Raw genomic sequence first — 18,217 nt, 5'->3', positions numbered from 1 at the left:
CGTTGCCTTCCTTACTGCGCGTTCCTCACCGCGCGAGCGACAGATTCACGCCGCGTGTTGATGCGCGGCGATAATCTGGTCGGCGGCGCGGCCGGTGACCTCGGCCATGTGATCGAACTGGCGCGTGAAGCTGCCGGCGCCGGCGGTGGCCGAGCGCAGCTCCACGATCAGTTCGCCGATCTCGGCTTCCGGCATCATGGCGCGGACGCAGTCCCAGCCGCTCCAGCCCTCGCGGGTGTCGAAGCCGAGGATCTGGCCGCGCCGCGCCGACAGGATCGCGTTGATCTTGGCGGTGGCTTCGGTCGGGCAGACGATCTCGACCACGTGGATCGGCTCCAGCAGCACCGGCTGGCATTGCGGCAGGCCTTCGTTGAGCCCGATCCGCGCCGCCGTGCGGAAGGCGAGGTCGGAGGAGTCGACGCTGTGATAGGAGCCGTCGGTCAGCGTCACCTCCACGTCGGTGACGGGGAAGCCGAGCGGACCGCGCGCCAATCCGTCGACGACGCCTTCTTCGACCGCCGGGATGTAGTTGCGCGGCACGGCGCCGCCCACCACCTTCTCGGCGAACTTGAAGCCGTTGCCGCGCGGCAGCGGCTTGATGTCGAGCACGACATCGCCGAACTGGCCGTGGCCGCCGGACTGCTTCTTGTGACGCCCGCGCTGGGTGATCGACTTGCGGATGGTCTCCTGGTAGCCGATCCCGGGCGGATGCGAGGTGACCTTGACGCCGAAGCGGTCGCGCAGCCGCTCGCCGGCGACACGCAAATGCATTTCGCCCTGCCCCCACAAGACAGTGTCGTGGGTCTGGGCATTCTGCACGACGACCAGGGAGGGATCCTCCTCGTGCAGCCGCGCCATCGCCTGGCCGAGCTTGACGTCGTCCTTGCGATCGGTGGCCGCGATCGAAATCGCGAGCACCGGCGGCGTCGGCTCGATCGTGATCAATGCCGCGGGCGGCGCCTTGCCGTTCGAGACCGTGTCGCCGGTCTTGATCGGATCGAGCTTGGCAAGCGCCACCGTGTCGCCGGCATCTGCCGCGGCGCGCTTGGTGTCGTAGGCACCGTTGACGGCGAGGATGCCTGAGATCCGCCCCACGCCGCCGGAGGACGATTGCAGCGTGGCACCGTCGTCGAGATGGCCGGCGAGCAGCCGCGTCAGCGACAGCTTTCCGCCATGCTGCGAATGCAGCGTCTTGAACACATAGCCGAGCGCGTCCTTGGTCTCGGGCACACCGAGGCGCTTTGCGGTCTCTGCGATGCCGGGCGCCTCGTGACGCAGCGCCTTCATCAGGCGCAGCACGCCGTTCTCGCGCGCGGCGGCGCCCAGCAGCACCGGACAGATCAGCCCGTCGCGCAATTCGCGGGCGAGATCGTCGAACACGGCATCGCGCGGCGGCTGGATGTCTTCGAGCAATTGCTCCATCAGCGCATCGTCGTGATCGGCGAGCTTCTCCAGCATCGAGAAGCGGGCTTCCTTCTCGCGATCGAGATCGCCGCCTTCAAGCGCGACCACCTCGGAGGCTTTGTGCTCGCGATAGATGAAGGCGCGCTCCAGCGCGAGATCGACGAAGCCCTCGATCAGTTCGTCCTTCCAGATCGGGATCTGGCGCAGCACCAGCGGCACGCGGGAGGCGGGCTGCAGCATCGCGAGCGTCTCGCGGATGCGCTGGCTGGCGCGGTCGATCTTGTTGAGAAACAGGAAACGCGGGATCTTCAGCTCCTCCAGCTCGCGCAGGATGATCTGAAGCTGCGGCAGCTTCTTCTCGTCGGCCTCGCAGACCACGATCGCCGCATCGATTGCGGGCAGCGCGGCGCGCATGTCGTGGGCGAATTCGACGGACCCGGGACAATCGAGGAAGGTGTAGCTGTCGCCCATGAAACTCGTGGTGGCGGCAGTCAGCCCGACGGTCATCTTGTGATGACGGGCCTCTGGCGTGGCGTCGCCGACGGAAGTTCCGGCATCGACGCTGCCGGCGCGCGGGATTGCGCCCGTTCGCGCCAATATGGCTTCGAGAAGTGTGGTTTTACCGCTTTGGAAAGGGCCCACCAGCGCGATGCACCGTGGACCTCGGGGACTTCTGACGTCTTGTCCCATTCGCCGCCTCCTTTGATGTGGAGCTCGGCCCTTGATTGGGTCGGCAAACGCAGATGCTCTGCCCCTCCCCGAGATTTGGCAAGCAGCAAACGTCGCTGCGCTGCGTCGGCAGTTAGATCAAGTCTAGTGCCTGATGCAGTCCGTGTTCCGCCTCTCCCCGGCGGGAGAGGCGAACAAACACCCTCCGCTGGCCGCTCAACGCCCCGGGCGGAGTTCCAGGCTCTCGAGGCCGGCGGCGATGTTGAGGCCGACCTGGCCTTGCACGCTGAGCGGCTGGAGCGCGATCGAATTGTTGGAGCCGCCGACCAGCACGTTGCCGCCCAGACCGACGCCGACCGAGGCGCTGCCCTGCGCGCCCACGTAATTGCCGGAGAGGTCGCCGGGGCCGAGCCGGTCGACCGGCGCGAACACACCCCAGGCCAAGGCCGTCTCCTGGGTGATGCCGATGTCGAGACCGACCTTGCGGATCGTCGCGACGTAGCGGTCCTCAGGCAAGCCATCGGCGCGCAGCACGCAGCCGAGATGGGTCACCGATCCCACGATGAAGCCGACGCTGGCGCCGCCGCGGCATTCGAGCACGCCGACCCGCGCCATCCGCTGCTGCGCGCTGCCGCCGACGCTGGAGGCAACGAGGCTGGCAGCGGCGAGCCCGGCGAAAATGAATGAACGGCGCATGAAAAATATCTCCGGCGATGATGATGCGAGCAGAGAGAGCGCCCGACCCGCGTTGCGCGTCTATGCCACAAGAGTGCTGGAGGTGCCAGATCGAGCACGGGGATTAGCGTGCAAACAATGAAAGGCCCGCCGGTGGCGGGCCTTTTCGCAGATATCTTGGGGTGGACAAAGCGACTTGTCCGCCATAGCTCGAAGAGCGACGGCGGAAGCGTGCCCACGCATTTTTTGCGATCCGGAGAGATGGTGGGCACGGCGCTAGTGTGCCTTTGCCCACCCTACGATTTCAGACTCGCGGAGAGAACTCCGATCCCACAAGAACGAGAAGAGGACACCGCTTGCCGCGACAGGCTTACCGCAGATTGCCGCAGAAGCGCTGGATGCGCTTGCAGGCGTCTTCGAGGTCCGACGTCTTGGTCGCATAGGAGATGCGGAACGCAGGTCCGAGGCCGAAGGCCGAACCCTGCACCACCGCGACGCCCTCGGTCTCGAGCAGCTCGGTGACGAAGTCCTCGTCGTTGCCGATCACCTTGCCGGACGGCGCGGTCTTGCCGATCGTGCCGGCGCAGGACGGATAGACGTAGAAGGCGCCCTCGGGACGGGGGCACTCGATCCCCTTGGCCTGGTTGAGCATGGAGACGACGAGGTCGCGCCGCTCCTTGAACATCTTGTTGTTGGCGGGGATGAAGTCCTGCGGACCGTTCAGCGCCTCGACCGAGGCCCATTGCGCGATCGAGCACGGGTTCGAGGTCGACTGCGACTGGATCGTCGACATCGCCTTGATCAGCTGCGCGGGGCCGCCGGCATAGCCGATCCGCCAGCCGGTCATGCAATAGGCCTTCGACACGCCGTTCACGGTGAGGGTGCGGTCGTAGAGCTTCGGCTCCACTTGCGCGACCGTGGTGAACTGGAAGTCGTCATAGACGAGGTGCTCGTACATGTCGTCGGTCATCACCCAGACATGGGGATGCTTCACCAGCACGTCGGTGAGCGCCTTCAGTTCCGAACGCGTGTAGGCGGCTCCCGTCGGGTTCGACGGCGAGCACAGGATCACCCATTTGGTCTTCGGCGTGATCGCGCGATCGAGCGCCTCGGCCTGCAGCTTGAAACCGGTCGCGGCGGTGCAGACCACCGGCACCGGCTCGCCGCCGGCGAGCGCCACCATCTCAGGATAGCTGACCCAATACGGCGCGGGAATGATCACCTCGTCGCCCGGATTGATGGTGGCCATCAGCGCGTTGTAGAGCACCTGCTTGCCGCCGGTGCCGACGATGATCTGGTTCGGCTTGTAGGTGACGCCGTTCTCGCGCTGAAACTTGGCGATGATCGCCTCCTTCAGCTCGGGAATGCCGTCGACCGCAGTGTACTTGGTCTTGCCGGCTTCGATGGCGCGGATCGCCGCCAGCTTGATGTTGGCGGGCGTGTCGAAGTCGGGCTCGCCGGCGCCAAGGCCGATGACGTTGCGGCCCGCCGCTTTCAGCGCGCGTGCTTTGTCCGTGACCGCGATGGTCGCGGACGGCTTCACACGGTCGAGCGCAGCGGCAAGGAAGGACATCGTCATCTCCTGACAAGCGTCGTGAAACCATTCGCTTCACGACTCCGATTGTGGGAATGCAGCCACCCTAAAACGTGAGCCGCTGCACCGCAAGAAACTTCGGCCCGATCCGAGAAAGTTTACGGATCTGGAGCGGGTCGAGGCAGGATTCCCGCAATTTTCCGCAAACATGCCGCGCAAACCCCTCATATCCGGCAAGGCTTGTCCTCGGAGCAATTTCAGGCCGTTCGCGATCGAGCAGAAACTCATGATGCCCGGGCTTGCCATCGTCGCTGGAGCTTCGCCAGCCCGACACCAAGTGGCCGGCGCAACCTTGGCGTGACCCGGGTCCTAAGGCACCCACGTTCCTCGAGCCGCGGTTGAAGACGTGGATGGCCGGGTCAAGCCCGGCCATGACGATGGGCAGATCTCAGCGCCCTCATCTCTGCCGCTCAGCCATTCACACAAACGCGCGCGAAGATACGCCTTCGCGTTGACGCAAGCGTGAACTGATTTGCATGGCCACGCGGAAATGATCTTCCGCCGCATTGCAATGCGGTAGGGTTTTCGAGTTTTTCTATCGGCTGACCCTTGCGGCGGATTCGCATCGGCATCATTGTTTAGCCGCGCTGCGGGGCAACGAGCGCCGCGTCTCCCGTCTTTCGGAATCGAACTCCAGAATGTACAAGCTCTATTCGATGCAACGCTCGGGCAACAGCTACAAGGTCCGCCTTGCGCTCGCGCTGCTCAACCTGCCTTACGAAGCGATCGAGGTGGACATTCTGCGCGGCGAGAGCCGCACGCCGGACTTTCTGAGCAAGAACCCGTCGGGACAGGTGCCGCTGCTGGAGGTTGGCGACGACCGTTATCTCGCCGAGTCCAACGCCATCCTCTGGTACGTCGCCGTCGGCACCCCGCTTGCGCCCGAGAATCGCATCGACCGCGCCGAGGCGCTGCAATGGATGTTCTTCGAGCAGCACGCGCTCGAGCCGAATATCGGTGCCGCCTATTTCTGGCTGTCGCTGGTCAAGGGCGGCCGCGACCTGCAGACCCATTCGCTGGAGGACTGGATGGAACGCGGCTATGGCGCGCTTCAGGTGATGGAGAATCACCTGAAGACCAACGCCTATTTCGCCGCGCGCCAGCTCACGGTCGCCGACATCGCGCTGTACGGCTACACCCACCTGGCCGACCGCTGCGACTTCGATCTTTCGACCTTCCCGGCGATCCGGGACTGGTTGAAGCGGGTGGAAGCCGCGCCCGGCTTCGTGTCGATGGACTGGCGGCCGGCCGACATCGACGCCCCCGCCAGCATCGCGGCCAGTGCATGACCGGCCCTGCCCCCTGCTCCCGGGAATAGCGGGTATAAAGGTATTATTTGCCGCAATGTGGCCATTTTCAGCAGGATAGCCGCCGCAATGTTGCCGGCTGAAACTGGGAAATTGTGGAAAGTTGCGGGTGATTCGCTCGCGCGTTGAAGGATTTAGACCATGACACGGGCGTCCGGCACGGCCGGCTTTCAGGGCCATCCCGCTACCGTCGCGTCTTCCCGGCTGACCAACGCGGTTGCGGCCTCACTCGCCGTCGCCGCGCTCTCGCTGTGCCTGATCGTCACCCTGACGGTGCTGTCGACCAAGGCGACCATGGCGATGGGCCTGCCGGTCTGATTCCCGTTTCATCCCGGTCCAGTCTTCAAGGCGCCGCATGCCCCGCGTCGGCCCGCATGGCGACAGGACGTTGATGAAATCACCTGTGGTAGTCGTTGCAATCACGTTGACTGCGGCCATCCTGGTCGCGGCGTCATTGTTGCTCGTCGTCGGCACCCGCAAGGGTCCGGGGACGTCGACGCTGAATGCGCCTGCGCTGCAACAGCCGCTCAAGCACGCGCACTTGGCTTAAAATCATCCGAAAGCCTTACGCATGCGAGCAAGCGCGCCCTAAGCACACCGCACGAAAACGCATCGCAGCAGTGCAACGATCAGTCAGACTTGCGGCTTACCTCCTTCGTGAGGGCGAGACTGTCCATGCGCTTCGGATGGCGTGCGATCTCCGGTCCGGTGCTGACGGCAGCAACCCTGCTGCTGGCGATGCTGTTCGATCGCTTGATCCCCGCGCCCTCGCCGGCGCCGCTGCTCGTCGGCATCGTGGCGCTCGCCGGCGCAATGGCGGGTCTCGCCTCCGCCCTCACCAGCGCAGCCATCGCGGTGATCGGTGCAACGCTGCTCGTGCTCGGCCGCCACGGCGTTTCCGCTTCCATCGCCGACCTGGTCCAGCTCGGCGTCCTGGCCATCACCGCTGCCGGCACCGCCGGCATCACCGGCCTGATGCGCGAGCGGCTGCTCGGCACGTTCGCAGCCGAGCGCCGAAGCCACGCCACCGCCGCGCGGCTGTCGGCCGCGCTCGACCAGGTCGATATCGGCATCGTGCTGCTTGATGCCGAGACACGGGCCGAGTTCATCAACCGTGCGTTCCGCGATTATTTCGCCTTGCCGGACGAGATCGCCGACGGCAAGCCGCCGTTCGTCGCGCTGATGTATCACGGCCGCGACACCGGCGCGTTCGAGCTGCCCGAAGACGAACTGGGCACCTTCATCGCGCAGCGCATGGAGATGGTGCGGACCGGCGATGCCACGCCGATCAACATCGCGCTGCGCAGCGGCGAAGTGCTGCGCTTCGTCTGCGCGGCGCTGCCGGACGGCGGACGGATGCTCAGCTACACCCCGGTGACCGACCTCGTGCGTCACACCGATGCGCCGTCGCGCGCCGACTACTACCGCTCGCTGCGCGATCCCACCGGCCGCAGGCTGATCCGGTATCTGCGCGTCGCGGAGTAATGCAACTGCGCGATTGATCGCCGCGCCCATCATCCCGTATGAAAGTCGCTTCGTCGATCGCGGATATCCACATGTCGCTCACCATTCGCTCCGTCACCAGGCAGGACTATGATCAATGGCTGCCGCTGTGGGACGGCTACAACGCCTTCTACGGCCGCTCCGGCCCGACCGCGCTCGCACCCGAGATCACGCGCATGACGTGGCAGCGCTTCTTCGATGCCTATGAGCCCGTGCATGGCCTCGTCGCGGAGAGCGACGGCAAGCTGCTCGGCATGACGAACTACCTGTTCCATCGCAGCACCACGGCGATCGAGCCGTCCTGCTATCTGCAGGACCTGTTCACGCTCGAATCCGCGCGCGGCAAGGGCGTCGCCTCGGCCCTGATCCATGGCGTCTACGAACGCGCAAAGCTGGCGGGATCGCCACGCGTCTATTGGCAGACGCACGAGACCAACCTCACGGCGCAGCGCCTGTACGACAAGGTCGCGGAGCGCTCCGGCTTCATCGTCTATCGCAAGATCTTCTGATCCCCGCGCACAGCCTGTGGATAACGATCCCTGTCACCCGCGCGTAACATAGCGGGACTACGGTGCAGCTGCGTCTGATCAGGCCCCCCGTCACCGGTCAAGCGCCTCAAAGCGGTCCCCGTCAGTCGCCGCGTCTGACTGGGGCCGCATTTTTTGTCGGCCTCGTCAGCCTGGCAGCAGCGCGGCGCTATCTGGCGCCGCGTCCCACCGTCTGCATCACCTCAAAACCTTCGAACTGGGGATGGCCGAGATAGAGCGGCTTGTTGTCGCCTGCTTTGTGATGCGCGGCGCGAAACGCCTCCGACTTGGTCCAGGCCTCGAACGCCGCGTGGTTCGCCCAGACCGTGTGCGAGGCGTAGAGCGTATGGTCCTCGGCTTCCGGCCCGCGCAGCAGATGGAATTCGACGAAGCCCGGCACCTTGTCCAGGTGCGTGTCGCGCGAAAGCCAGACCTGCTCGAAGGCGGCCTCGGAGCCCTTGGCGACGCGGAAGCGGTTCATGGCGATGTACATGGGTGCGGTTCTCCTGATGCTCGGCCCATATGTCGTCATTCCGGGACGCGCCGCAAGGCGCGGGCCCGGAATGACGGCCGCTGCTATGATGCCACCAATCCCTGCATCGGCTTCGCGCTCGCGCTATCCGGAAACACCGTTTCCGCCAGCACGCGATCGGACAGGCCGAACTGTCCTTGCAGCACGCCCTTGATCACCGAGCGCAGATCCGTGGTGGGCTTGAGGTCGCGGCCTTCGTGGAGGTTCGCAAGCTTGAGGCCCGGCCAGTCCGCGATGACGCGGCCGCCCTTCACGGCGCCGCCGGCAAGCAGCGCGATCGTGCCGGTGCCGTGATCGGTGCCGTCGGTGCCGTTGATGCGCGCGGTGCGGCCGAATTCGGTGGCGACGACGACGACGCTGTCGCGCCAGCGCTCTCCCAGGCCGCCCTCGAATTCGGCGAGTGCGCCGTCAAGCCCGCCGAGCAGGAAGGCGAGACGCCCCACAGGGCCGCCTTCATTGGCATGGGTGTCCCAGCCGTCGAAGGCGAGCGCGGCGATGCGCGGGCCGTCGTCCGCCGCCATCAGCTTGGCCGCGCCGCGCGCCACCTGGCGCATCTGCGCCACCGCATTGCCGGGCTTGCGTTTCATGTCGTCGCCGCTGGCGGCCTTGTCGAGTTGCAAGCCCTGCGTCAACGCCGTCGCCAGTGCGGGATCGCGGTGACGGTAGAGATCGACGAGGCGCATCGCGGTGTCGTCGTCCGCCTGCGGCAACGCCACCGGCGCCCATCCCACGGTCGGGGCGTTGCCGCGCAGCACCAGCGGCGTGGTGGGCCCGACCGCAAGGCCGCTCGATACGCGCTCGCCGCGCGGCAGCGCGTCCAGCGCGCGGTTGAGCCAGCCGGACTGCACGCGGCCCGGCCCGGCATAGCCGCTTTCGAGCACGTCCTGACCGTCGAAATGCGAGCGATCGCGATAGGGGGTCGCCACCGCATGGATCACCGCGGCGCGCTGGTCGCGATACATGCGCGAGAATTCCGGCATGGCGGGATGCAGCGCGAAGAAGGAATCGAGCGGGATCGCGGGATGGGCGCCGTCCGCGGCAAGCGCGATCGAGCCGTGCAGGCCGGCATAGTCGGGATCGCCGATCGGCGCGACGGTCGAAAGTCCGTCGAGCGCGCCGCGCAGGATCACCACGATCAGCCGGGGATCACGCCCATCGGCTGCGCGTGCGAATTTCGGCAGGTAAGCCCAGGCCGCGAACGAGACGCCGCCGAGCAGGAGGCCGCGGCGCGAGGTGAGGAGCCGGTTCTCGACGCAGTCGATCATGATCATCTCCTCTGCATTTCCGGCGACATCAAGAGCAGCGCCAGCGCCTGCTGCCGCGACTCCGCCCGCTCGACGGTTCTGCGGGTTTCGATCGAGGCCGCATCGGCCGCCGCGAATTCCAGGAGGTCGAGCGGGTCGATATTGTTGCCGAGCCGCGCGCCCAGCTGCGCGGCGATATCGAGCCTGAGCTTGATCCCTTCTGGCGCAGCCCAGGCGGCGCTGGTGTCCGGGAAACCGTTCGGCCCTGCCGGCGACCACAGCGGCTGTCCGAGCAGATTGAGATTGTTCAGATAGGCGCCGGGGTCCTCCGGCACCCGCGCGAGCAGCCGTCCGCTCGCGACGAGGAAATCGTAAGGGCTGCGCATTTTGGTCAGCGGCGCTTTCCAGGCCTCGTCGGAATCGACCAGCGTGGTCGCAAGCGCCTTGAGATCGCCGTCGGTCCTGACGAAGACGTCGCGCAGCCGCGCGACCAGCGTTGGCGGCGGGTCGTCGGCAACGAAGTGACGAACGAATTTGGTGGCAATGAAGTTCGCGGTCGAGGGATGCCGCGCGATGTCGGCGAGCGCAGCCTCGCCCTGCGCGAGCCCAGCCGGCTCGTAGGTCTTGCCGAGCAGCATCTGCGGTCCCGGCTGGTGCGCATTGGCGTTGAACACGAAGGAGCCGGGGGGCCCGAGCTGGCCCTGCCGTCCGGCGAAGGTCCAGCCGGTGATGATGCGGGCGAGCGAGGTGACGTCGTCCTGCGTATAGCCGCCACCGACGCCGAGCGTATGCAGCTCCATGATCTCGCGCGCGAGATTTTCGTTCAGGCCGCGCTTGCGGTTCTGGCCGGCACGCGAGTCCGGGCCGAGCGATTGCTGGTTGTCGAGGAAGAACAGCATCGCCGGATGCTGCTCAACCGCCCTCAGCATGTCGGCGAAGCGCCCAAGCACGTGCGGCCTGATCGCCTCGCGCTCGAACGCGCCGGCCCAGATCCGCGCCAGCTCGCCCTTGCTCGCCGAGATGCAGAAATGGTTTGACCAGAACACGACGAGCCGTTCGGTGAAGCCGCACTCTGCCAGCGTCGCGCGCTGCAACCGCGCCAGCGCTTCTGTGCGGAAGGTCTTTTGGATCACGTTGAGCGGCTGCGGCGCGGGCTTTGCGGTTGGCGGCGCGGAGCCTTGCTGCATGGTCTCGGGCTTCGCCGGACTGTCGGCGGGCTTGGTCTCCGCCATCTGGCCGGCGATCTCCGTCGCGGCCGCATTCAGCGAGAGATTGCGGCGCAGCGCAGGCTTCTGTTCGGTCGGCGCCGGCATGTCGGCGGGCGCGGCGGCTTTCGCCGCCTCGCGCGCCTGCTTGACCTGATCCTGATAGGCGAAGACGGCCTGCCCGAGCTGCTGCGTCGATTGCAGACCGGGCGCCTCCAGCAACACGCCGCTTGCGCGCGCGAGCTCCGCCTTCACGAAGCCGCGCGGATCCGAGCTTGCGTTGACGAGATCGCCCGAGGCGCCGCCGCGGGCACCGAAGCCGAAACGGTTGAGCGCAACGAGCGCGGCTTGCGAATCGCGGGCCATCAATTTGTCCTTCGCGTGCCGGGAGCCGCTTTCCGAGTCCGCGCGCGACGCCTAATATACCGCAACGACCGATGAACCCGACATGAAAATCACGGCGAAGCTTCGACGCAAATCATGACAAAACCGAAAGAATCCTCGAGGCCGGAACCGCGCCGCCTGGCCTGCGCGCGCTGCGGCACCGAGTTTGCTTGCGATCTATCTGGCACGTGCTGGTGCGCGGAAGAAGTTGCGAAGCTACCGATGCCGGTCGCAGGCGAGGATTGCCTGTGCCGCGAGTGTTTGCGCAAGGCAGCGGCAACGGCAGCACCGTAGGGTGGGCAAAGCGCAGCGTGCCCACGCATTTTTGCGAATCGAGAGAGATGGTGGGCACGGCGCTTTGCGCCTATGCCCACCTACGAAGCCTACACTTGATGCCCCGGCGATTTCCGCGCCATGCCGTCGAACGCGTCGAGCAGCTTGTCGCGCCAGGCATAGATCGGATCATCCGCCTCCAGCAGCTTGAACGGGCTGACCACCCGCGCCCACTGGAAACCACCGAATACGATGTAGTCGGCGTAGTTCGGCGCCTCGCCGCCGATATAGGGCTGCTTCTTCACCGTCTGCCGCATCACCTCGAGCGACTTGCGGAAGCCGACCACGCCGGTGTCGCGGCTCGCCATGACCGCTTCCAGGCTCTTGCCGCCGAAGCGCGCCTCGCGCGACGTACGGAAATAGGCGGCGTCGATCTCGGCGAGATTGTTCGGAATGTCGGCGACGATCAGCGGAAAGATGCCGCCGACGATGGCGATGTCGCCGAAGGCGTTGATCATGCGCGCCATGGCGCGGCCGCCCTCGCCGCCGAACAGCGACGGACGGTCCGGAAAATGGTCTTCGAGATAGGTCGCGATCGTCCAGGAATCGACGATCGGCTTGTCATCGTGCAGCAGCACCGGAACTTTTTCCGAGCCGTGCGGCGCAAGCGCGCTCTTCTCGGTGAAGCGCCAGGGCAGCGATTCCGCCGACAATCCCTTGTGCGCCAGCGCCATCCGCGTGCGCCAGCAATACGGGCTGAACGGGCGCGAGGGGTCGGTGCCGACGAGTTCGTAGAGCTTGAGTGACATGAAAGGCCTTTCCTGCCAGCTCCTCATCCTGAGGAGCGCGGAACGCGCGTCTCGAAGGATGAAGGCCTGAGCTCGGCCTCGCCCTTCGAGACGCGCGCAAGATGCGCGCTCCTCAGGGTGAGGGTCTCCCATTCTGGATTGCTTCGCTTGCGCTCGCAACGCCGATGCGGAGGGATTTACCGCCCGTTGTTCCGGAGCAGCCGCTCGCCGCCTTCCGTCACCGCGATCACCAGCCCGAGGCCGGCAACCGTCTCGCGCGCGACATAGCCGCGCTCAGTGGCGTCTTCCCAGATGGTGAGGCGCGGGCACGAGGTCTTCCAGGTCGCGACCACCTCGGCATAGGCGCGCGGCTCGCGCGCGACCCATTCGACGAAGTCCAGCACCAGCGGATCGGCCGTCTCGCTCATTGCAAACCTCCCCTGTCGAAGGCGGCCAGCACGGGCGCACGAAGCAACAGCCAGCCGCCATAGGCGATGTAATAGCAGGCGATGGTGGTGATCAGCTTGTTCGACCAGGCGATGAACTGCTGGTCGGTCATGGCCTCCAGGATGCGCCGCGCCAGCGTGGTGCCGAGCATCGAGGCCGCGATCGCGACGCCGGCGAGCACGGGATCGAGGCTTGCGGCCTGATCGATGATGCCGCCGAAATAGATCAGCTTGGTGAAATGGCTGACGAGCTGGCACATCGCCTTCGTCGCCACCTTCTCGCGCCGCCCGAAATTGCCGCCGAGGAAGAAGGTGTCGAGCAGCGGGCCGGAGACGCCGGTCATCAGCATCAGGCCCATGCAGATCGTGCCGTAGACCGTGCCCTGCCAGAGACGGTCGGGATCCGGCTTGATGTTCGCGGGCAGAAGGCGCGCCATGAACGGGGTGATACCGAGCAGCAGCAGCGCCGTTGGCTTGTCCGGCACGTAGCGGGTGAGCGACCAGGCCGCGAGCGCAAGCGCGGCGCCGACCATATAATTCGCGACCGGCCGCCAGCGGATATGCCCCCGCCACAGGAACGCGCGCCAGCCGTTCGAGGCCATCTGCGTGATCGCGTGCAGCACCATCGCGGTCGGCAGCGGCATCAAGGCCAACAGCACGCCGATCAGGATCAGCCCGCCCGCCATGCCGAACAGCCCCGACAGGAACGCGGTGGCGACCATCAGCAATCCGAGGGCAGCGATCATGATGGGCGTCACGTGCAAAATCTCCGTGGTGCATGTAAGGGACGTGAGCTGCTCATTCCCCCCTCGCCCCGCTTGCGGGGGAGAGGGTTGGGGTGAGGCAAGCGGGGAGAGGCGAAGAGGCCGCGCCCGCGCTCCAACAAATCAGCAGGAATTGCGCTCATTCTAGTGCCTCGCTTGCCCCTGCTTCGCAAACTGAGTTATCTTGGCCTGGCCTCAGCTTTCCTGAGGGTCTTGCATAAGGGTCTTGCATTTGCGGCGGCTGCTGTTTCTCAACGGCATCAAGGCATTCGAGGCGGCGGCGCGGACCGGCAGCTTTGCCGCGGCCGGGCTCGAGCTGAGCGTGTCCGCAGCCGCCGTCAGCCGCATGGTGCATCTGCTCGAAGAGCGGCTTGGCGTCGCGCTGTTCGAGCGCAAGGCCAATCGCCTGGTGCTGACGCAGGCCGGCCGCGCCTATCAAAGCGGGCTGACGCCGATCTTCGATGCGCTGGCCAGCCTCACCGCGCAGGTGACGGCGCCGGCGAGCGTCCGCGTGCTCACCATCGGCGTCGGCCACACCTTTGCGATGCGCTGGCTGATCCCGCGCCTGTCCGAGTTTCGCAGCGAGGAGCCCGATATCGAGGTGCGCTTCACCACCGGCGGCGCGTCGGTGCCGTTCGGCGAGGACTGGAGCTGCGGCATCAAGCTCGGCACCGGCGACTGGCCCGGCCTCGTCGCCGAGCCGCTGTTCGCCGGCGACCTCACGCCTGTCTGCGTGCCCCGCCTCGCGAGCGGCCTGAAGCGCCCGGCCGATTTGAAGGGCCCGAGCCTGATCCGCGTCGCGCACTCAGCTGAGGACTGGCCGATCTGGCTGAAGGCTGCCGGCGTCACCCGGATCAACGCGCGCGGGCCGGAGTTTCAGTTCTACGGCCAGGCGCTGCAGGCCGCTGCCGACGGCCTCGGTATCGCCATGGGCATCCGCCCCTATATCGACGACGACCTCGCCGCCGGCCGGCTGGTAGCGCCGTTCGACCTCTCGGTGCCCAAGGGCATGCGCTGGTATCTGCTCTATCGCAGTTTTCAGACCGAGCAGCGCGACTTTGCCGCGTTCCGCCGCTGGATCATGCGGGCGGCGGCGGAACCCGCGGCCCGGCCGGGGAAGCGGATCGGCCGTATTGCGGCGCGGAACTAACGCCCGACGGCAAAAAAGCCGGCTGCTTTGTGAACGGCTTCACATCCCGGAGTACGCAAACGTGGTCCCCTGACCCTCCAACAAAACACGTACGAAACACTTCGGGGACGACCATGACGACCATCTACGACGGCTTTGACATCGAATCCTTCGAGGCTGGCAAAGGCCTCTGGCACGCCCGCATCCGCCGCGCCGATCTCAGCCCCCTCGCCATCGACGGCGTGCTGTTTCCGGCCGTGGAAGTCGGTTTCGCCTGGCCGGATCAGAACGCCGCGATCGCCGACGCCAAGCATCACATCGACCGCTTCCGCCGGCGGACCGACAGCGACGACGAATGAGCGGGCCGGACGGCAAGCCAACCAGGGACGGCGCAAGTCAAGAAGGGGCAACCGGCCATGTCAGTCATCGAATTCGAAGGCCCGTCGCGGCCGAGGATCTACGCCCGCGCTGTGCTGTCCAACTGCCCGGAATGCGACGGCGATCTCACCGTGCTCCGGGTGATCGGCGGGCGCGCCGGATGCGAGTACTGGACCATGCGCTGCACCGATTGCGGCGGCATCCACCTCGACATCCTCAAGCCCTATCAGGCGAGCGAGGACGGCGAGGGTCCGCCGCCGGCGGCGTAAGGTTCCTTCCTGCTGCCAACCTGCTGTCAGCAGCCTGCATGGCGATGGCCATTCGCCCTTTATCGGGAGGCGGACTCGTCCCATATTCGCCTCATGGCGAAGAAACCTGCATCCTCCGAAAAATCCGGCAAATCCCCCAAGACCAAGGCCCCGAACTCGAAGGCTCACCGGCCTGACGTGCAGCCGATCGGGCCGGCGCTGGCCGAATTGCTCAATCCCGCGATCAATCGCGGCGACGCCGGGCTGGGATCGGGCACCGGCCTGCAGCCGCCGCCGGACAATTCGCGCGACCGGCGATCCGGGGGCGAGGCCGCCGCGCATCGGGCGCGGGCTTCGACGCCGAAGGAATTCCCGCAGGATAATGCGCGTCCGATGCCGCTGCGGCCCAATCCGCAGCCTCCGGGCGCCCGTCAATCCGGTGAGCTTGCCGGACTGGAGGAGGCGCCGCAGGCCAACTACGGAACCGCAGCCACGATCCCGACGCTCGATCCGGAACTGGCGCGGCAGCTCGGGCTTCCCACCGAGGAGGACGATGCCGAGGCGCTGGCGCGGCCGCCGCGCAGCAAGATGGAAGCGCTCGGCGTCAAGGCGACCGCCGATGCACTGGAATCGCTGATCCGCGAGGGCCGGCCGGAGTTCCGCAAGGACGACGGCTCCACCAAGGTATGGACCCCGCACCGGCCGCCGCGCCCGGAAAAGTCCGAAGGCGGCGTGCGCTTCGAGATCAAGTCCTCCTACGAGCCGCGCGGCGACCAGCCGACCGCGATCGCCGAGCTGGTCGAGGGCATCAATCGCAACGACCGCACCCAGGTGCTGCTCGGCGTCACCGGCTCGGGCAAGACCTACACCATGGCACAGGTCATCGAGAAGACGCAGCGCCCGGCGCTGATCCTGGCACCGAACAAGACGCTCGCCGCCCAGCTCTACGGCGAGTTCAAGAACTTCTTCCCGGACAATGCGGTCGAGTATTTCGTCTCGTATTACGATTACTACCAGCCGGAAGCCTACGTCCCGCGCACCGATACCTATATCGAGAAGGATTCCTCGATCAACGAGCAGATCGACCGCATGCGCCACTCGGCGACGCGCGCGCTGCTCGAACGCGACGACGTCATCATCGTCGCCTCGGTGTCCTGCATCTACGGTATCGGCTCGGTCGAGACCTACACCGCGATGACCTTCGCGCTGAAGAAGGGCGAACGCATCGACCAGCGCCAGCTGATCGCCGACCTCGTCGCATTGCAGTACAAGCGCACCCAGGCCGATTTTACCCGCGGCACTTTCCGGGTCCGCGGCGACGTCATCGACATCTTCCCGGCGCACTATGAGGACCGCGCCTGGCGCGTGAACCTGTTCGGCGACACCATCGAGACCATCGAGGAGTTCGATCCGCTCACCGGCCACAAGCAGGACGAGCTCGAATTCATCAAGATGTACGCCAACTCGCATTATGTGACACCGCGCCCGACCCTGGTGCAGGCGATCAAGTCGATCAAATCAGAGCTGAAGCAGCGGCTCGACCAGCTTCATAATCAGGGCCGGCTGCTGGAGGCGCAGCGGCTGGAGCAGCGCACCACCTTCGACCTCGAGATGATGGAGGCGACGGGAAGCTGCGCCGGCATCGAGAACTATTCGCGCTACCTCACCGGGCGCCGTCCCGGCGAGCCGCCGCCGACCCTGTTCGAATACGTGCCCGACAACGCGCTGATCTTCGCCGACGAGAGCCACGTCACCATCCCGCAGATCGGCGCCATGTTCCGCGGCGACTTCCGCCGCAAGGCGACGCTGGCCGAATACGGCTTCCGTCTGCCCTCCTGCATGGACAACCGCCCGCTCCGCTTCGAGGAATGGGACATGATGCGGCCGCAGACCATCGCGGTGTCGGCGACGCCGAGCGGCTGGGAGCTGAACGAGAGCGGCGGCGTGTTCGTCGAGCAGGTCATTCGTCCGACCGGACTGATCGATCCGCCGGTCGACATTCGTCCGGCCCGCACCCAGGTCGACGATCTCGTCGGCGAGGTGCGCGCGACCGCGCAGGCCGGCTATCGCTCGCTGATCACGGTGCTGACCAAGCGCATGGCGGAGGACCTCACCGAATATCTGCACGAGCAGGGCATCCGCGTCCGCTACATGCACAGCGACATCGACACCATCGAGCGCATCGAGATCATCCGCGATTTGCGCCTCGGCGCCTTCGACGCGCTGGTCGGCATCAACCTGCTGCGCGAGGGCCTCGACATCCCCGAATGCGCACTGGTCGCGATCCTCGACGCCGACAAGGAAGGTTTTCTGCGCAGCGAGACTTCGCTGATCCAGACCATCGGCCGCGCCGCGCGCAACGTCGACGGCAAGGTGATCCTCTACGCCGATCAGATGACGGGGTCGATGGAGCGCGCCATCGCCGAGACCAACCGGCGCCGCGAGAAGCAGGTCGAGTACAACAACGCCAACGGCATCACGCCGGAGAGCGTCAAGAAGCAGATCGGCGACATCCTCAACTCCGTCTACGAGCGCGACCACGTGCTGGTCGAGGTCGGCGGACACGACATGACCGACGACGTCATCTCGATCGGCCACAATTTCGAAGCCGTGCTCGCGGACCTGGAAACCCGCATGCGCGAGGCCGCCGCCGATCTGAACTTCGAGGAAGCCGCCCGCCTGCGCGACGAGGTCAAGCGCCTGCGCGCCACCGAGCTCGCCGTGGTCGACGATCCCACCGCCAAGCAGCGCACCGTCGCCGGCAAGGCCGGCGCCTATGCCGGAGCTAAGAAGTACGGCGATGCGGCGAACTTGCCGGTCAGCGCGATGAAGAAGAAAACGGTCGGCTCCGCGTTGAAGGCGAGCGGCGGCAGCGGCTCGAAGGTGCACAAGCCGCATCTCGACGAGATGCACGGTCCGGAGTCGCTGCCCTACCGCGAGAAGCCGAGCCTGCCGGCAAAGCCGTTCGGCAGCACCAGCCGGATCATCCAGCCGACGGATTCAAGGCAGTCCGGGCCGGAGTTCGGGCCTGCGCCGAAGTCGACGGGCGGGATGCCGGGACGGCGGGGCGGGTGGAAGAAGAGGTAAGCCTAGAGGCAACACCGTTCGTGGTTATGGATTCCGGGCTCGCTTTGCAGCGACCCCGGA

General features: G+C 66.2%; 19 protein-coding genes. 10 read left to right on the top strand and 9 right to left on the bottom strand.

Annotated elements, in window-relative coordinates:
* Positions 1–45 precede the first annotated feature (45 nt).
* The 3 genes from AC066S_RS02760 to AC066S_RS02750 form a co-directional block, all read right to left on the bottom strand.
* Positions 46–2,094 (bottom strand): elongation factor G, encoded by a 2,049-nt coding sequence (locus AC066S_RS02760; RefSeq protein WP_126259102.1) that lies wholly within the window; start codon positions 2,092–2,094, stop codon positions 46–48.
* A 195-nt stretch (positions 2,095–2,289) separates the two neighbouring features.
* Entirely contained in the window at positions 2,290–2,769 is a 480-nt protein-coding gene (locus tag AC066S_RS02755; protein ID WP_126259101.1) for a DUF992 domain-containing protein, read from the bottom strand.
* A gap of 349 nt (positions 2,770–3,118) precedes the next feature.
* Positions 3,119–4,321, bottom strand: coding sequence for a pyridoxal phosphate-dependent aminotransferase (locus AC066S_RS02750; RefSeq protein ID WP_126259100.1), 1,203 nt, complete (start codon positions 4,319–4,321; stop codon positions 3,119–3,121).
* A gap of 659 nt (positions 4,322–4,980) precedes the next feature.
* On the opposite strand from AC066S_RS02750, the gene AC066S_RS02745 reads away from it, so the two are divergent.
* The 5 genes from AC066S_RS02745 to AC066S_RS02725 all read left to right on the top strand — a co-directional run bounded on the left by AC066S_RS02745 (position 4,981) and on the right by AC066S_RS02725 (position 7,661).
* The gene (locus tag AC066S_RS02745; protein ID WP_126259099.1) at positions 4,981–5,631 is read left to right on the top strand and encodes a glutathione S-transferase family protein; all 651 of its coding nucleotides are present in this window, start codon (positions 4,981–4,983) and stop codon (positions 5,629–5,631) included.
* Between the two features lie 159 nt (positions 5,632–5,790).
* Positions 5,791–5,967 carry a hypothetical protein gene (locus AC066S_RS02740; RefSeq protein WP_164718788.1) on the top strand — a complete coding sequence of 59 codons (177 nt, stop codon included), beginning with the start codon at positions 5,791–5,793 and terminating at the stop codon, positions 5,965–5,967.
* An 85-nt stretch (positions 5,968–6,052) separates the two neighbouring features.
* Entirely contained in the window at positions 6,053–6,199 is a 147-nt protein-coding gene (locus AC066S_RS02735) for a hypothetical protein (protein ID WP_164718777.1), read from the top strand.
* 125 nt (positions 6,200–6,324) lie between these two features.
* Positions 6,325–7,134, top strand: a complete 810-nt coding sequence (locus AC066S_RS02730; RefSeq protein ID WP_478268848.1) for a PAS-domain containing protein — start codon at positions 6,325–6,327, stop codon at positions 7,132–7,134.
* A gap of 71 nt (positions 7,135–7,205) precedes the next feature.
* Positions 7,206–7,661 (top strand): GNAT family N-acetyltransferase, encoded by a 456-nt coding sequence (locus AC066S_RS02725; RefSeq protein ID WP_126259096.1) that lies wholly within the window; start codon positions 7,206–7,208, stop codon positions 7,659–7,661.
* Positions 7,662–7,848: 187 nt separating this feature from the next.
* Here the strand turns inward: AC066S_RS02725 and hmuQ are convergent, their stop codons facing one another.
* The 3 genes from hmuQ to AC066S_RS02710 form a co-directional block, all read right to left on the bottom strand.
* On the bottom strand, positions 7,849–8,172 hold the full coding sequence (hmuQ, locus tag AC066S_RS02720; RefSeq protein WP_126259095.1) for a heme-degrading protein HmuQ: 324 nt from the start codon (positions 8,170–8,172) through the stop codon (positions 7,849–7,851).
* 83 nt (positions 8,173–8,255) lie between these two features.
* On the bottom strand, positions 8,256–9,476 hold the full coding sequence (locus AC066S_RS02715) for a DUF1501 domain-containing protein (RefSeq protein WP_478268847.1): 1,221 nt from the start codon (positions 9,474–9,476) through the stop codon (positions 8,256–8,258).
* Positions 9,477–9,478: 2 nt separating this feature from the next.
* Positions 9,479–11,026, bottom strand: coding sequence for a DUF1800 domain-containing protein (locus AC066S_RS02710; RefSeq protein ID WP_478268846.1), 1,548 nt, complete (start codon positions 11,024–11,026; stop codon positions 9,479–9,481).
* A gap of 114 nt (positions 11,027–11,140) precedes the next feature.
* Between AC066S_RS02710 and AC066S_RS02705 the strand changes: the two genes are divergently transcribed.
* Positions 11,141–11,338: a hypothetical protein gene (locus AC066S_RS02705; protein ID WP_126259092.1), complete on the top strand. Its 198-nt coding sequence runs from the start codon at positions 11,141–11,143 to the stop codon at positions 11,336–11,338.
* 89 nt (positions 11,339–11,427) lie between these two features.
* Here the strand turns inward: AC066S_RS02705 and AC066S_RS02700 are convergent, their stop codons facing one another.
* From AC066S_RS02700 to AC066S_RS02690, 3 genes are all read right to left on the bottom strand, one after another.
* Entirely contained in the window at positions 11,428–12,126 is a 699-nt protein-coding gene (locus AC066S_RS02700) for a glutathione S-transferase family protein (protein ID WP_126259091.1), read from the bottom strand.
* Between the two features lie 176 nt (positions 12,127–12,302).
* Positions 12,303–12,533: a hypothetical protein gene (locus tag AC066S_RS02695; RefSeq protein ID WP_126259090.1), complete on the bottom strand. Its 231-nt coding sequence runs from the start codon at positions 12,531–12,533 to the stop codon at positions 12,303–12,305.
* Positions 12,530–13,309 carry a sulfite exporter TauE/SafE family protein gene (locus AC066S_RS02690; RefSeq protein WP_135170335.1) on the bottom strand — a complete coding sequence of 260 codons (780 nt, stop codon included), beginning with the start codon at positions 13,307–13,309 and terminating at the stop codon, positions 12,530–12,532. Before AC066S_RS02690 ends, AC066S_RS02695 begins: the two co-directional genes overlap by 4 nt.
* A gap of 238 nt (positions 13,310–13,547) precedes the next feature.
* On the opposite strand from AC066S_RS02690, the gene AC066S_RS02685 reads away from it, so the two are divergent.
* From AC066S_RS02685 to uvrB, 4 genes are all read left to right on the top strand, one after another.
* Positions 13,548–14,465: a LysR substrate-binding domain-containing protein gene (locus AC066S_RS02685; protein ID WP_126259297.1), complete on the top strand. Its 918-nt coding sequence runs from the start codon at positions 13,548–13,550 to the stop codon at positions 14,463–14,465.
* A gap of 113 nt (positions 14,466–14,578) precedes the next feature.
* Positions 14,579–14,803 carry a hypothetical protein gene (locus tag AC066S_RS02680; protein ID WP_126259088.1) on the top strand — a complete coding sequence of 75 codons (225 nt, stop codon included), beginning with the start codon at positions 14,579–14,581 and terminating at the stop codon, positions 14,801–14,803.
* 57 nt (positions 14,804–14,860) lie between these two features.
* Positions 14,861–15,091: a hypothetical protein gene (locus AC066S_RS02675; RefSeq protein WP_478268845.1), complete on the top strand. Its 231-nt coding sequence runs from the start codon at positions 14,861–14,863 to the stop codon at positions 15,089–15,091.
* A 93-nt stretch (positions 15,092–15,184) separates the two neighbouring features.
* On the top strand, positions 15,185–18,157 hold the full coding sequence (gene uvrB / locus AC066S_RS02670) for an excinuclease ABC subunit UvrB (protein WP_135170333.1): 2,973 nt from the start codon (positions 15,185–15,187) through the stop codon (positions 18,155–18,157).
* Positions 18,158–18,217: the final 60 nt, after the last annotated feature.

It is taken from the genome of Bradyrhizobium sp. CFUWI (assembly GCF_056429085.1).
The sequence above is the reverse complement of the archived record's forward strand: the minus strand, read 5'-3'. Positions and strand labels throughout refer to the sequence as shown.

What these genes read in the sequence shown, in the direction of transcription:
- AC066S_RS02760 (WP_126259102.1), bottom strand. Translation starts at nt 2,094, where the DNA reads ATGGGACAAGACGTCAGAAGTCCCCGAGGTCCACGGTGCATCGCGCTG.
- AC066S_RS02755 (WP_126259101.1), bottom strand. Translation starts at nt 2,769, where the DNA reads ATGCGCCGTTCATTCATTTTCGCCGGGCTCGCCGCTGCCAGCCTCGTT.
- AC066S_RS02750 (WP_126259100.1), bottom strand. Translation starts at nt 4,321, where the DNA reads ATGTCCTTCCTTGCCGCTGCGCTCGACCGTGTGAAGCCGTCCGCGACC.
- AC066S_RS02745 (WP_126259099.1), top strand. Translation starts at nt 4,981, where the DNA reads ATGTACAAGCTCTATTCGATGCAACGCTCGGGCAACAGCTACAAGGTC.
- AC066S_RS02740 (WP_164718788.1), top strand. Translation starts at nt 5,791, where the DNA reads ATGACACGGGCGTCCGGCACGGCCGGCTTTCAGGGCCATCCCGCTACC.
- AC066S_RS02730 (WP_478268848.1), top strand. Translation starts at nt 6,325, where the DNA reads ATGCGCTTCGGATGGCGTGCGATCTCCGGTCCGGTGCTGACGGCAGCA.
- AC066S_RS02725 (WP_126259096.1), top strand. Translation starts at nt 7,206, where the DNA reads ATGTCGCTCACCATTCGCTCCGTCACCAGGCAGGACTATGATCAATGG.
- hmuQ (WP_126259095.1), bottom strand. Translation starts at nt 8,172, where the DNA reads ATGTACATCGCCATGAACCGCTTCCGCGTCGCCAAGGGCTCCGAGGCC.
- AC066S_RS02715 (WP_478268847.1), bottom strand. Translation starts at nt 9,476, where the DNA reads ATGATCGACTGCGTCGAGAACCGGCTCCTCACCTCGCGCCGCGGCCTC.
- AC066S_RS02710 (WP_478268846.1), bottom strand. Translation starts at nt 11,026, where the DNA reads ATGGCCCGCGATTCGCAAGCCGCGCTCGTTGCGCTCAACCGTTTCGGC.
- AC066S_RS02705 (WP_126259092.1), top strand. Translation starts at nt 11,141, where the DNA reads ATGACAAAACCGAAAGAATCCTCGAGGCCGGAACCGCGCCGCCTGGCC.
- AC066S_RS02700 (WP_126259091.1), bottom strand. Translation starts at nt 12,126, where the DNA reads ATGTCACTCAAGCTCTACGAACTCGTCGGCACCGACCCCTCGCGCCCG.
- AC066S_RS02695 (WP_126259090.1), bottom strand. Translation starts at nt 12,533, where the DNA reads ATGAGCGAGACGGCCGATCCGCTGGTGCTGGACTTCGTCGAATGGGTC.
- AC066S_RS02680 (WP_126259088.1), top strand. Translation starts at nt 14,579, where the DNA reads ATGACGACCATCTACGACGGCTTTGACATCGAATCCTTCGAGGCTGGC.
- AC066S_RS02675 (WP_478268845.1), top strand. Translation starts at nt 14,861, where the DNA reads ATGTCAGTCATCGAATTCGAAGGCCCGTCGCGGCCGAGGATCTACGCC.
- uvrB (WP_135170333.1), top strand. Translation starts at nt 15,185, where the DNA reads ATGGCGAAGAAACCTGCATCCTCCGAAAAATCCGGCAAATCCCCCAAG.